The organism is Methanolobus sp. (genome assembly GCF_030682845.1).
Taxonomy (GTDB): domain Archaea; phylum Halobacteriota; class Methanosarcinia; order Methanosarcinales; family Methanosarcinaceae; genus Methanolobus.
Map to the genome: position 1 here is coordinate 1 of NZ_JAUXNK010000106.1, position 13130 is coordinate 13130.

13 protein-coding genes are annotated in these 13130 nt (G+C 38.5%); 5 read left to right on the forward strand and 8 right to left on the reverse strand.

From position 1 onward, the window contains the following. Window positions 1–38 precede the first annotated feature (38 nt). Complete coding sequence (locus tag Q8J68_RS13935; RefSeq protein WP_305312119.1) at window positions 39–1211, forward strand: glycosyltransferase family 4 protein; 1173 nt, start codon at window positions 39–41, stop codon at window positions 1209–1211. Between the two features lie 106 nt (window positions 1212–1317). Further along, window positions 1318–3171, forward strand: coding sequence for a hypothetical protein (locus Q8J68_RS13940; RefSeq protein WP_305312120.1), 1854 nt, complete (start codon window positions 1318–1320; stop codon window positions 3169–3171). A 26-nt stretch (window positions 3172–3197) separates the two neighbouring features. Here Q8J68_RS13940 and Q8J68_RS13945 read toward each other — a convergent pair whose 3' ends face one another. The 5 genes from Q8J68_RS13945 to Q8J68_RS13965 all read right to left on the reverse strand — a co-directional run bounded on the left by Q8J68_RS13945 (window position 3198) and on the right by Q8J68_RS13965 (window position 8820). Further along, window positions 3198–4529 (reverse strand): oligosaccharide flippase family protein, encoded by a 1332-nt coding sequence (locus Q8J68_RS13945; protein WP_305312121.1) that lies wholly within the window; start codon window positions 4527–4529, stop codon window positions 3198–3200. Between the two features lie 209 nt (window positions 4530–4738). Continuing rightward, on the reverse strand, window positions 4739–5965 hold the full coding sequence (locus Q8J68_RS13950) for a nucleotide sugar dehydrogenase (protein WP_305312122.1): 1227 nt from the start codon (window positions 5963–5965) through the stop codon (window positions 4739–4741). A gap of 22 nt (window positions 5966–5987) precedes the next feature. Then, window positions 5988–7058, reverse strand: a complete 1071-nt coding sequence (wecB, locus tag Q8J68_RS13955; protein WP_305312123.1) for a non-hydrolyzing UDP-N-acetylglucosamine 2-epimerase — start codon at window positions 7056–7058, stop codon at window positions 5988–5990. After that, window positions 7055–8029 (reverse strand): NAD-dependent epimerase/dehydratase family protein, encoded by a 975-nt coding sequence (locus Q8J68_RS13960; protein ID WP_305312124.1) that lies wholly within the window; start codon window positions 8027–8029, stop codon window positions 7055–7057. The genes wecB and Q8J68_RS13960 overlap by 4 nt, the downstream gene beginning before the upstream one ends. A 305-nt stretch (window positions 8030–8334) precedes the next feature. Continuing rightward, on the reverse strand, window positions 8335–8820 hold the full coding sequence (locus Q8J68_RS13965) for a hypothetical protein (protein WP_305312125.1): 486 nt from the start codon (window positions 8818–8820) through the stop codon (window positions 8335–8337). A gap of 348 nt (window positions 8821–9168) precedes the next feature. On the opposite strand from Q8J68_RS13965, the gene Q8J68_RS13970 reads away from it, so the two are divergent. Beyond that, the gene (locus tag Q8J68_RS13970) at window positions 9169–9432 is read left to right on the forward strand and encodes a hypothetical protein (RefSeq protein WP_305312126.1); all 264 of its coding nucleotides are present in this window, start codon (window positions 9169–9171) and stop codon (window positions 9430–9432) included. A gap of 210 nt (window positions 9433–9642) precedes the next feature. Here the strand turns inward: Q8J68_RS13970 and Q8J68_RS13975 are convergent, their stop codons facing one another. Then, the gene (locus Q8J68_RS13975; RefSeq protein ID WP_305312127.1) at window positions 9643–10449 is read right to left on the reverse strand and encodes a CPBP family intramembrane glutamic endopeptidase; all 807 of its coding nucleotides are present in this window, start codon (window positions 10447–10449) and stop codon (window positions 9643–9645) included. A 359-nt stretch (window positions 10450–10808) separates the two neighbouring features. On the opposite strand from Q8J68_RS13975, the gene Q8J68_RS13980 reads away from it, so the two are divergent. Further along, window positions 10809–11681, forward strand: coding sequence for a hypothetical protein (locus tag Q8J68_RS13980; protein ID WP_305312128.1), 873 nt, complete (start codon window positions 10809–10811; stop codon window positions 11679–11681). A gap of 65 nt (window positions 11682–11746) precedes the next feature. On the opposite strand, the gene Q8J68_RS13985 is transcribed toward Q8J68_RS13980, so the two are convergent. Continuing rightward, on the reverse strand, window positions 11747–12103 hold the full coding sequence (locus Q8J68_RS13985) for a hypothetical protein (RefSeq protein ID WP_305312129.1): 357 nt from the start codon (window positions 12101–12103) through the stop codon (window positions 11747–11749). Window positions 12104–12257: 154 nt separating this feature from the next. Beyond that, window positions 12258–12641 carry a hypothetical protein gene (locus Q8J68_RS13990; protein ID WP_305312130.1) on the reverse strand — a complete coding sequence of 128 codons (384 nt, stop codon included), beginning with the start codon at window positions 12639–12641 and terminating at the stop codon, window positions 12258–12260. A gap of 83 nt (window positions 12642–12724) precedes the next feature. Between Q8J68_RS13990 and Q8J68_RS13995 the strand changes: the two genes are divergently transcribed. Continuing rightward, complete coding sequence (locus Q8J68_RS13995; RefSeq protein WP_305312131.1) at window positions 12725–12880, forward strand: AbrB/MazE/SpoVT family DNA-binding domain-containing protein; 156 nt, start codon at window positions 12725–12727, stop codon at window positions 12878–12880. The last annotated feature ends 250 nt before the right edge of the window (window positions 12881–13130 follow it).

Genomic DNA, 13130 nt, shown 5'->3' on the forward strand with positions numbered 1-13130 from the left:
AGATTATGCTAAAATTACTGAGAAATTAGAGAGGATATATGAAGATTGCATTCGTAACATTTGAGTACCCTCCTCACATAATTGGTGGTGCGGGTGTATATGCACAAAATGTAGTTCAAGAGCTTGTAAAATTAGGTCATGAAGTAACTGTGTTCACTCCTGCTATGCTAAAACAGAAAACTGACTTTTCCAATATGGAGTTAAAAATAAATTACATTCGATTGCATGAAAAGTTACCTCTTAAAGCACTTCAATTCTGGTTATATTTGCCAAAAGAAATTAAACGAGCACACAATAATGACGAGTTTGATTTAATTCACTTTAATGGTATTTCATATTGGTTCCTAAAAAGCAAAATCGTGGAAGTGCCTCATGTTGTCACAATTCACCACTTAGTTAAAAGTGCAATCAAAAACAATAGTTTGCCTACTTTTACAAGATTAAAAAAAATAGGTAGTGAAAATAACTTATTTATTACATCCATTGAAAAAAAATGTGTAGAATCTGCTGACTATATAATTGCTGTAAGTGAATTCACAAAAAAAGAAATAGTATCTGTTTATAGTGTGAATTCCACAAAAGTCAAAACTATTTATAATGGCATTGATCTTAATAAAGTCGATGTTGATGACGATGAAATTAAATCCATTAAAAGCGAGTTGGGTATCGCTGACAAAAAAATATTGCTTTTTGTAGGAAGAATAAATGATCCTCGAAAAGGATTAACTTTTCTTCTTGAAAGTTTCAAACTAGTGTTGGAAAGACAAAATGTAGTTTTGCTGGTTGTTGGTAAAGGTGACCAAACTGATTTGAAAGAGATTGTAAGGTTAATGGGGATTTCTCAAAATGTGATATTTACTGGGTTTGTAGATGAAGAGGCATTAAGGAAATATTATTCAGTGTGTGATATTTACGTATGTCCATCAAAATTAGAAGGGTTTGGTTTGACACTCCTTGAAGCGATGTTAGCGCGCAAACCCATTGTTGCAACAAATGTCGGGGCAATACCAGAAATAATAGAAAATACAATAAATGGGATTATTGTAGAATCTGGCAATACTAGTGCTATGGCTGATGCTATTTATATGTTGCTACAAAATGAATTGATGGTAGAAAGGATGGGGAAAGATAATTATATATATCTCAACAATAATTTTGGCTGGCAGAAGTGTGCAACAGAAATCTCAAATGTCTATGCAAATCTAAAATAATGTCCTTGACATTAGGGATTTGATTAATGACTAGTTATCCAATCAATTTACAAAAATCAATACATGACTAATTAAATTCTATGTTTTAATATAATAGGGGAAATCTATGATTGATAAAGTAGATCAAGGCAGTGAGCTAGAAAAAAGTAGCACAAATAGTTATACCTATTTGGTTTCGCTTCTGCCAAGAGTTAGCATTATCTTTTTTATGTTATCTCTGATCTACTCGTTATTGTTGATATCAAAAGGTAGTATGCCTACACTATCTGTATTAGTTTTCAGCATCTCTCTATTTTCTTTATTAGGGGCTATCTACTTATTGCTTGAACCCAAAATAAATTATTCAAGAGCAAAGACTTCATTGATTTATGAAGAATACCAAATCAATAAAATATTGCAAATAACTTTTTTTTGTTCAATCACGATTATCGTTCTGATTCTCAATAATGTCAATTATGTCAAACCATTAGTTTATTATGTATTTGTAGGAATTGCTGCAGTTTCTGTTGCCCTACAGATAGCTCTCAAATCTAAAGTTACTACTAAAGATGTATTTAGCATCCTTGTTTTCCAAATATTAGTTTTGGCAGTAATTATTCGTGCTTCTTCATTATTTCTTAGTCCATTTCATATTGGAATTGATACTCATCAATTTCATTATCCACATATATCCCAAATAATTGACAGTGGTTACTTGAGTACTAAAGCTTATCATTACTACCATTATCCGTTTTTTCATTTAATTCAATCTATTTTTGGTTTACTCGTCGGTTTTTCAATTAGCCATTTCAAACTGCTTAATCTATCCCATTCACTTATTCTTATTCCGATTGGATATTTAATAGGGACAACTCTTTTAGATAAAAAAGCTGGATTAATGTGTTCATTGCTTTTTTCACTCTCTACAATGAACATTTTCATAATGCTGTTTAGCACTTCTAAAATCGGCGGAACATGCTTACTATTTTTAAGTTTCTATTTTTTATTGAAACAGATTGAATTGCCGAATATAAATATCCTATTTCTATTTTTTCTATCGACTATCGGATTATTTTTCTGGCATCCAGAAATATCTGCTTCTTTATTCTTTATTTTATTCTCTTACTTAATAGTTAAAATTTATTTTTTGAAAACTTTGAGTAATTACTCTCTTTTTTTATTATATTCTGTCTTTTTCATATCATACCAAATGTATGTAAGTATAAATTTATTCAATAGGATCGTAGAAAGCTTTTTTTTCATAAATATAGATCAGACTCCTAATTTAATCCAGAATGTTGCAGAGGAACTGATTTCCATGGATTTTATCCTACAACTCTTTGTATCTTATCTTGGGATTTCTCTGCCATTTTTTTTAGTCACATATTCAATACTAAAGAAAGGGAAAGCAATCCCCAAAAAAGTGTTTTTGAAACTCTCTCTTCTGCTTGTTTGTCTAATTCCTGTAGCTGGAGTATTTTCAGATAACTTCGGTCTTAATCCTGCTCGGTTGCTTACCTATATTTCTTTGATATCTCTCATAATAGTTTCATCCTCAATATTTGTAATTTGTAACTTTAAGAGAAAAAGAACCATATGTGTATTCACTTTAGTTTTTTTCATCTTTACTATATTTTCTGTTAGTAGCTATATAGCTGGGGATGGAAGTGAAATTTACAATGATAATATTCCTATTAGAATTATACATACTACAGAAGCAAATGTAGTTACAAATACCTATATTAATTCAAAAATCCCTGAAGATTCAATAATTACTACAGATTCTACAACAGTTGGATTATCTAATTTTAAGCAAAAAGTTATAACTTCTTCTGATTTTAATTCGACAGGCTATTTAATGGTGAATAACTACAATATCGACAGATTGAATTTAGTTTTAAGCGAATCTTTCATTTTTTCTAAAAAAAATAAATTGTATACTAATCACTTTAATACTTTATATGAGCTTAGAGATGAGTAAGTAATCTTGAGTTATACTACTATTAATTATTGATGGCCTAAATATTTATCTCTTTTTGATTGTATGAGTACTAAGCTTATTCCTATTATATAAGATACAATAGTTGCAACAACAGCACCTTTCAATCCAATAAGTGGTATTAGTAAAACATTTAGCAACACGTTGGAAATTGCTATTACACCATTTCCTATTAAATTAAGGCTGGCACCCTGTATACCTGTAGAATTAAATGTCCATATGTACAGTCTATACAATGCAGTTAAAACTGCTGCAATTGCAAAGAGTATCATTAGAAAGTAATCTATCACATATTGATCACCATAAAACCTCAAAATTATGTTTTGAGATGCTAATGTTAGTGGTAATCCTACTAAGATTATATATATTAAAAGTCGGTTTACTTTTTTAAAAATATCCTCTTTCTGCTTAAATTTGCAGATGGTTGGGAAAAAAGCTGTTATAAAAATCCCCAATAATATGTTTATGACATTTATTGATGCATAGTAATATGCAGTGTACAATCCGACATCATCTATGAAAAGATATTTGTTGATAAATATTCTGTCAATGTTACCCTGTAACACAAATGACAAATCTGCAAAAATCATTAGTATACTGTATTTGCTTAATGTTTTTGTCCAAGGAAGATCAAGTTTAAAACCAATGTATTTATGAATTTTTTTGAAGATAAATAACCCTATTAATAAGTTGGCAATGCAGGTTGATATGAACATAGATTCAAAAGATATTATATTATAAACATGAAGCAAAACTAAAAAGCAAGATAACAGAATTATGCTATAAATTGGTTTTAATTTGGAATACATTTTCATTTGATGTAGCCCTTGAAGCGTGGTGCTAGTCAAGTGATAAAAAACAAAGAGAACTGCAAAAAGAATAGCTAGGTAAAATAATTCAATTGATATCTGCAGTAATTCTGAAATGATTGGAGCCAAAAGAAAGTAAGATGTAGAAGTCAGGCAGGTAAATCCAAGGACAATTAAATAGGTGGTTGATATTATTTTTTTCTGCCTAACACTATTTATATCCTCCGAGTTATACTTTACCATTGCGGTTGAAAAACCTAAAAGCATTTGGACCTGCAAAAACATTGCAATAGACTGTACAAGTGTAAATTTTCCATATTCAATAGGGCCTAATACTCTGCCGGCGTATATGTTAAAAGCAAAAGATAAAGCAGTGGCTAACATTGTGCCAGTAAACAAATAAGATAAGTTGTCTATAAAAGTATCTACTTCGGAACTAGTTTTTGTATTAAAAATTTTTTCATAAACCCACTTAATTAATCCCGTCAAATATTGTTGCAGATTATATCTCCATATTTTTGGTATTCCCATATTGAATCAAACCTGCTATCCACTTGTATAAGTAAGATTTAAATAGGATATTTTGTCGTTATAGGCTTCTTTCATTGAATAAACACTCAATATAAAATTCCATTTAATGTGTATTTCTCTATTTATAAATTTTCGATTTTAGTTTCTATTATCGATATCATATTTATAAAATGTCATTTTTTTGTTTTGTAAACGATAGAAAATTTAAATTAGATATAAGGGTGTATTATGCTCTTGGAAATTACATTCCTCGTATCCACAACATTCCGATTTCTCATCTTCCCAAAAAACTCTTCCCTAGGAATATTCCTGAACATCGAGTGATCAGTCAGCACAACAATACAATCGCTCCCCTCCACAGCCTCTTCCAGACTCAAAATCGGATACTCAAACTCTTTAACAAAAGGATCATATATCTTAATAGTAAACCCTTCTTTCTCTGCCAGTTTAATGAACTTCAGTGCAGGAGTTGCTCTCGTATCTGCAATATCACCCTTGTAAGCTACACCAAAAACAGTAATAACTGGACACTCAATGCCATTGACCATTTCCTTTACCTTCTTCAAAACATGGATAGGCATTGAATCATTGATATTGCGGGCTAAAGTGATCAGGCTGCTATTGTTTGCATTCTCAGTTAAGAACCATGGATCAATAGCTATGCAGTGTCCACCGACTCCAGGCCCGGGTTTATGAATATTGACCCTTGGATGTTTATTTGCTATCTCAATGGCTTCCCATATGTTGATTCCATAATCCTCTGCCAGCATCGAAAGTTCGTTTGCGAGGGCGATGTTCACGTCACGGTAGGTGTTCTCCATGAGCTTGATCATCTCGGCGGTGGTGCTGGTGGTAAGGTAGAGGTTGCCTTTGACAAAGCTGGAGTAGAGGTCGCGGGTGAGTTCGGTTGCTTTTTTGTCAAGTCCTCCGATGACCCTGTCGTTGTTGACCATCTCATGCAGGGTGTTGCCGGGGATGGCACGCTCCGGGCAGTGGGATATATAGAAGTCCTGGGATGCTTTCAGACCGGATAGTTCCAGGATCTTCCTGACCCTTTTCTCGCAGGTCTTGGGAGGGATGGTGGACTCGATGATCACAAGGTTGCCTTTCTTCAGGTGCGGAACTACCATTTCGCAGGCTGAGATGACATATTTGAGATCCGCCATACGAAACTCTGTGTCAAAAGGTGTGGGTACGGCTACAAGGAATACGTCTGCCTCTTCCACTTTTGCAGAAGCGCGAAAACTCTCTTTTTCCATGGCGCTATCCAGGAGTTCCTGGAAACCATTCTCTTCAAAATGCATCTTTCCTTGCTGCAGGGTGGAAACCACCTTCTCATTAACATCAACACCCACAACTTCAATACCGTTATTCGCAAATAACAGCGCAGTGGGAAGACCGATGTATCCCATACCTAACACACATAGTTTTGTCATTGTACCACCAATAATAAAATCGTCAATTTCCAATCAGTTCTTTGAGCATGATCTCAGCCGCATCCCCATCCCCATAAGGATTCTTCCACCCCTTCCCAACCTGCATCATCTGCTTTACACATAAAATGACGCTCTTCTCACCACATACAACATTCGCCCCCACCTCAACCGTTTCCGGCCTCTCTGTATTATCCCTCAGCGTAACGCATGGCACGCCCAGGATACAGGCTTCCTCCTGCAATCCACCGCTGTCTGTGAGTATCAGCTTTGCAGAGCCTTCAAGCTGCAGAAAGTCGAGATAACCCACGGGGTCGATCACCTGCGTGCCCTCGGGAACCTGAAGCCCGAATTCCCGTATCATCTTCACGGTTCTCGGGTGGGCTGGGAAGAGAATTGGCAGGCTGAATTCTGCATATATTTGCTCAAAGCCTGCAAGTATGCCTGCAAGACGTTCCTTTTTGTCAGTATTTTCTGCCCTGTGGACCGTTGTAAGGAAGTATCCTCTTTCCTCAAGACCGAAACGTTCCAACGTCTTTCTGATTTGCTTTGATATCTCCAGGTTCTGGTACACAGCGTCCACGACAGTATTGCCAGTAACGAAGATCCTCTCCTCTGGAATGCCCTCGGCAAGTAAATATTTCTTTGAGTTCTGCGTGGGTGCAAAAAGGTAATCTGAAATGTGGTCGGCGACGATGCGGTTCGTCTCCTCGGGCATGGTCCTGTCAAAACTACGTAGGCCTGCTTCGATGTGTCCCACCTTGATATGCAGCTTGGAAGCGGCTAACGCGCCGGCCAGCACGGTGTTGGTATCGCCCTGCACCAGCACGACATCCGGAGTGTCTTCCAGAAGGATCCGCTCGATACCGGAGAGCATCTTGCCGGTCTGCTCGCCGTGCATGCCTGAGCCTACATCCAGGTTATACTTTGGAGCAGGCAGCTTTAACTCCTCAAAGAACACGCGGTCCATCTCGAAGGAATAGTGCTGCCCCGTGTGCAGTATATAGAAATCCAGCCCGCACCTCTCGCATTCACGGATCACCGGGCTCATCTTGATTATCTCGGGGCGGGTGCCCAGGATGATGGCTATTCTCATGTATTATCTCCCTTACCAACCAACACCTTCACAGTCTCCCTCACACTCCGCTCCGACTCCCATTCATTCTTCCACCCCATCTCCTTCAGCTTGTCGATGCCCAGCATCATCTTCGGGACATCGCCCTTCCAGCCACGGGAACCGCCGGTATAATTGAACTTAACATCACTAAGCCCCATCTCCTCCACAATGATCTCGCCGATACGTGTAGGATTGGTAGCATCCTCAGAACCGATGTTGAAGATGTTCACCTCGTCGTTACTCTCAGTAACAGCGAACATCATGGCTTCCACGCATTCGCGGACGTGGAGGTAGGATTTGGACTGTTTACCATCACCTAATATCTCAAGTTCGTGAGGGTTCTTTTTTAGTTTGTCGATGAAATCCACGATGATGCCGTGGGTGCCCCGGTCGCCGATGATGTTGGCGAAGCGGAAGATCCAGGAGTGCATGTCGAAGGTGTGGGAGTAGGATGTAATCAGGGCCTCGCAGGCAAGCTTTGAGGCACCGTATAGGGAGATCGGGACAAGGGGGCCGTAGTTCTCGGGGGTGGGGATGATGGTGGCCTCCCCGTAGACAGTGGAGGTGGATGTGAAGGCAAGGTTCTTGACATTGGACTTGCGCATGGCTTCTAAGAGGTTGTAAGTGGCTGTGATGTTCTGGTCGAAATGGACCCTGGTGTCTGTGGCACCCAGGCGCACATCGGGGTTGGCAGCGACGTGGAAGACCAGGTCGATATCCTTGCATGCTGATCCGATTGCATCGGTGTCCAGGAGGTCGCCTTCAATGAATCTGAAGGTAGGGTCCTCCAGGTGGCGGGATATGAAATCCATCCTGCCGGAGCTCATGTTATCAAATACCGTAACCCTGTTGTTCATGCTCACAAGCCTGTCGACCACATGGCTGCCGATAAAGCCGGCGCCGCCTGTAACCAGAATACGAAAGCCTGAAAGACTGCTCACTACCACCATTTTTCAATCACCTGATAAAGAAGGCACATCTTATGCCTGTATAATTATACTTCGTCGGGTAGGTTAAACTCAGGGAACATATTTAAGTTTTCTGAAATTATCTCAAGGAATATTGCAGGGGTGGGTAGTGGAACCGACGCAATCTTATGAAACTAACATCACATGCTCAAGTTTTCACTCATACAAAGAATCGTACTATTAGAGCCAGCCTGACGGGATACATCTTTTGGAAATTCTAAAGTGTATTGTGACTTGCTATTATGTAACGTCAAAAAAGTAATAAAATTTTTGAATACAGATTCGATTTAAATGTTTTGATCTCTCCATAGCAATGTTTCTTTAAGCTTACTTTGGAATAATTGTGGATAAGCTTCTGAAACAGGAATTAAGTGAACAGTTTCTGGATATTTAGGGTCTTCTCCAATGCCTAGACAAATGTACACTTTTTTCCCACTTGTTTTTTCTACTTCTTTATATCTATCCAATTGCCAAGGTTTACAAATTTCACAAACAAGCTGTCCTCTATTGTTTTTAAAGAGGCCGTTTCTATATTTAGCTTCAACCCAGAATTCCTCTTTGGTTCTTTTATCTCTAAAAAGAAAATCGGGATTCATACTTCTTTCTTCAAATCTCTCTTTGTTTGAATCAAAATCTCTTGTCGTTTCAACAAGATCAAATAGCATATCAGTAAATACTTCTTTTGAAACAAAGCTTTCAAATCTACTGCCTTTTATCTCAGGTCTTTTGCTTTTCCCAGTTACATCTTCTAACAAATCTCCAATAAAACCCATTTTTCCACCTCTGCTTATCTAATATTTGGATTCATACAAATAAAATAGTAAAGAACTTATTTTTAATAAAACCACATTAGATTCTAACTATATCAAATTGTGTATTTGTATTTTTCAAAAAAAAAATAAATTGGCAGCATACGCAAAATCGAGACAACTATAACCCCGACTTTTTATGCGGGGATATAGGAAACTCAAAAAAACAGAATCTTTTTTAAAACTATAAAGAATAGTTTGAATTGGAAGGAACACAAACGTTGGGTTTTAGTGAAGCAAATTGAATTGATAAGATTTAAGTAGTAGGATAAAGATAACATAGGGAAATAACATAGTTAAGTAGGATTAAGGATGCTAACAAGTACAATAACCTCAACGAGTGCAGTGTCTTCTGCAGCTGGGGCAATCTCAATGACCACGGGCACAGGATTACCGGAGTATGGTGTACTGGCAGTGATTGCTCTGATCGCATTGCTCTCAGGAAAGGAGATACTTTCCGCATCTGAAAAATGGAACAAGGACCTCAGCCATTCCCTCAATATGGGAATTGGCCCACTGCTTGTTGCTTTTACAGCAATAGTTGTGTTCAAGGTTGCAGATATCATTTATGCATGAAGGCGGGATTTTTCCCTTCATATTGATTTCAATCTGATCTTCAATCTCTTTTTTGTCTGATAAGCTATCTTGAGTTTATACCTTTTAACTTTTGTAATGTCTTATGGTGCTCTTCCAATCAAAGAGATCTGCTATCTTAAACCAGGACGCACATCTGTTCACTGTTGAGATGCCGCTCAGCTAAAGGATCACATATCTTACCAGGAGTTCTCAAAACAGGCCAAGGCCGACTCCAAGGTGGGGAATGAGGCCGAACAGGAAAACATTCGTGAGGCCATGGATCATAGTTATCAAGTAGAGGCTTCTGGTCCTGACATATAGATATCCGATCGCAAGACCTGCAGTTGCGGTCATAAGGACCTCATATATCGTACCATAGCCGGAGTGCATGACACCAAAAAGTGCACTTGCGATCAATAGTGCCGGCCATATCCCCAATGTCTGTTCCAGTCTTGTTTGCAGGATATACCTGAATATGATCTCCTCAATAAGTCCTACAAAAAAGATCATAACAATGGATAATTGCAACAGGCTCATGAATGACAGGTCCGGTATGAGGTAACCAGCTTCAATAATAGCGTATTCTCCCTGCGCAATTGCAAATGCTACAATGACTGCTATAAGAGAATATTTGACCCGGTTCTTCTTCATTTCATCACTTAATCGAAATGAGAATTGGAAATCCTGTGCTTTCAGAACAATGTATATCGGGATGATTAGTGGAGCATAGATGAAGATGAACGTGTACAGGGTCGTTTCAAAGAAGATCGGCATTGATATATTGACAAGCCTTAGAAGAGATAACAGCATCATAGCTTGGTAGACCATTGTGATCTCCCTGTTATGATAATAAATGGAGACGATTGGTAAGCACAGGACAATGCCAACATGCATCCAGATAGAAATAGAGTCCCTACCCGTAAGTAAAAGAAGCTCTGCGAGCATTATGAAAAATGCAGGCATCAGTGTAATTTTTACATCACGCGTCAAGTGTTCTGAGATCTTTGGAATGCTCATGTTTTTTAAATCCAGTTTTGACGATGAAAAGTAATAGAGGTGTTCTTGGCCTTATTGTATTCGACAAAAAACGCAGACCCAACTAAGAACTTATGGTAGTATTTCCAATGAAGATATATACTTTCCCATATAACGATGTCATCTTTACGGGGAAAAGGGCGGTTATAATGGGATAAACCGGAAGGAAGTGGAGCTATACATTAAATGTTTTGTGCATTTGATATCATAGTAGGCGTTTTAACCACATTTTTAGGTTCATATTTTAATATTATAAAATGATTATTATACATAGGATGTTTTAAGTATACGAAATTCAATAGGACACATATTGAAATGCTTTGTTAAAAAGAGGGCTTTTTGTGAGACAACGTATAACACTACCATTTACCTACCCGGGCCACCCATTAAAAGGGTGTGGGATATTTGTCGGTTCGATACTGATCGCACTACTTTTGGTATCCTCAGCAAGTGCTGTTACGAATGTCACCATATCTCCACAGCAACCTGTTGTCGGTGATATGATCGTTATCACGGGTTACTCTGCTGCCAGCAGTACGCTTGCAGCCTACACATCATTCAGTGTGGAAGTACCTGTGAAAGACGGCTTATATGAATATGAACTCAAGAACATCAAAGTGCCTGAGGGAACTGATACTTTCTCTGTGGAAGCTGAGAATGTGTCCAACCTTGAAGTTGCGGTAAAGAAGTTTGGCATACCGTATTCACGCTCAACCACATCAAATTCTTCTGGATTTGCAAGCATTTCACAGTCATATGTGTTACCTTTCACATACAAGGTTTCCATTTCAGGACAAGCTGCAGAAAATGAAGAAAAGGTAGATCTGACCCTCAAAGGTATATCAGAGATAAAGACGGATAAGAACGGCTACTTCACATCCTCATATAAGACAAACACCGTACCAGCCGGTCTGTTCATTGTTGAGATAGATGGAGAGACGTTTGAGATAGAGCTCCTGGAGAAAAAAGCTGCAAAAGCGAAGAGCTCAGGTAAGACAGGCACTGAACTTGCAATCGTTCCGGCTTCCCAGTTAGTCGATAACCAGCAGACAGATACTGAACCTGACACCGGGGATGCTGAGAAAGAGCTAGCTGCAACCCCTGATGATGATATACCGCCGGTGGAGGAGAACCTCTCAGGATTAGTTGATGCACAGCCACAGCCCAGTATATTGCAGCAGATCATAAGTTGGCTTAAGGGTCTTTTCAAATAGACCCATTCCACATTTATCTTTTTTTGATGCGTGGCATTGTATCATTAATTACATGTCTCCAATGTTCAGGCAGACCCTGCCCCCACATAATACAGATGCTGCCTGTCCGGACAATACATGTCCAGCTCATTCTTCATCCTCTGGATAAGATCACAGCAGTACTTTGACGCAAAGCCATAGTATCTCTTGAGCAATTTGCAAAATTCATCTACGGTGATACCATGATACATGAAAGCTTTTAGATCATATACTATACACCTTGCAAGCTCTTCCTCTGATATTGTATCTTTGATCTCGATGTCTTTGATCATTTGGCGCTCACGATAGTTCTCTCCATCAAACAGTATTTCTTTTTTAACACGGAAACGAAGTTCATGGTAGCAAGTTCGGTTTCCGTATGGACAATCGCTTTTTACATACATTTTTGCTCCCGCCAAAAAGTAAAATATTTTAGGGTTTAAACATTTGGTCTGGATATTGATATATACTTATGTTGTCACCCCGGTATCATTTGCACACAGAGCATGTTAGCGACAACATATATAGAGGAACCAAGGGCAGTGAAAGTAATAATTATTATGGGATTTCATCTATGATGTATTCTTCAGTATAGATTACAATCGGTTCCTTTTTAGTAGGTTTGTTTTGTCTTTTCTTATCAGACCCATTAAGCGCATTCTTATTCACTTCATCTGTGGAAGTGAATGCTTCAATGATCACGGACTTGATCATCGCCTTGCCTTCGGATGTCTGGAAATACGATGCATCTACTACAGGAGCACTGTTCTTGAGCTTTTGAGATCTTATCTCGTCATATCTGCCTATGAATTCAGAGAGGGCTTGTGACACGACATCAGATATGCTTGAAAAGTCTTCTGTCTGTACCATTTCTTCAATTCTCTTTTTGATCCATGGGGATACTGTGGAGTTGAGTTGTGCTTTGTTCTTAGTAGTTACCATACTATAACGTGGTATGAACGCTAGATATATATATCTTCATATCCCTATAGCAACGTGTAGATATCGTTATAGGGATGTGACAAATGTTCATGATGACAGTGAACGGAAAACTCTGGAGGAACTATCAGATCCTCATACCGCCGGAAGTGACCGAATCGCTCGGCATACGACCGGGGAATAGTATTCGATTCATAATATTTGATGACGGCAGAGTTGAATTGGTGAAGGTGAATGAATGAAGAGTGAAAAGAACAAGATAAAGGTAAATGTAACTGGCGCGCCTTGCCATGGCAGCCAGAATAATGGTCCGGTTGGAGTGATGACCAATGCCATCTGACTTTGCACGCGAGAAGGCACTGGCCGTCTATAACCAGGCACAGAGGGAAAATTATAGACCCACGTGGTACCCGATAGTTGAAATGGCTCGTAGGGTTAAATTTCTTGCGGGGGCTTGAGCATGGGCTGGTCTAAGAGCGGAGGCTATGCAGG

Excerpts from the sequence above, each read along its gene's own strand:
- Q8J68_RS13970 (WP_305312126.1), top strand. The coding sequence starts at position 9,169 with ATGCTAACAAGTACAATAACCTCAACGAGTGCAGTGTCTTCTGCAGCT.
- Q8J68_RS13950 (WP_305312122.1), bottom strand. The coding sequence starts at position 5,965 with ATGACAAAACTATGTGTGTTAGGTATGGGATACATCGGTCTTCCCACT.
- Q8J68_RS13995 (WP_305312131.1), top strand. The coding sequence starts at position 12,725 with ATGTTCATGATGACAGTGAACGGAAAACTCTGGAGGAACTATCAGATC.
- Q8J68_RS13990 (WP_305312130.1), bottom strand. The coding sequence starts at position 12,641 with ATGGTAACTACTAAGAACAAAGCACAACTCAACTCCACAGTATCCCCA.
- Q8J68_RS13935 (WP_305312119.1), top strand. The coding sequence starts at position 39 with ATGAAGATTGCATTCGTAACATTTGAGTACCCTCCTCACATAATTGGT.
- wecB (WP_305312123.1), bottom strand. The coding sequence starts at position 7,058 with ATGAGAATAGCCATCATCCTGGGCACCCGCCCCGAGATAATCAAGATG.
- Q8J68_RS13945 (WP_305312121.1), bottom strand. The coding sequence starts at position 4,529 with ATGGGAATACCAAAAATATGGAGATATAATCTGCAACAATATTTGACG.
- Q8J68_RS13985 (WP_305312129.1), bottom strand. The coding sequence starts at position 12,103 with ATGTATGTAAAAAGCGATTGTCCATACGGAAACCGAACTTGCTACCAT.
- Q8J68_RS13965 (WP_305312125.1), bottom strand. The coding sequence starts at position 8,820 with ATGGGTTTTATTGGAGATTTGTTAGAAGATGTAACTGGGAAAAGCAAA.
- Q8J68_RS13940 (WP_305312120.1), top strand. The coding sequence starts at position 1,318 with ATGATTGATAAAGTAGATCAAGGCAGTGAGCTAGAAAAAAGTAGCACA.
- Q8J68_RS13975 (WP_305312127.1), bottom strand. The coding sequence starts at position 10,449 with ATGAGCATTCCAAAGATCTCAGAACACTTGACGCGTGATGTAAAAATT.
- Q8J68_RS13960 (WP_305312124.1), bottom strand. The coding sequence starts at position 8,029 with ATGGTGGTAGTGAGCAGTCTTTCAGGCTTTCGTATTCTGGTTACAGGC.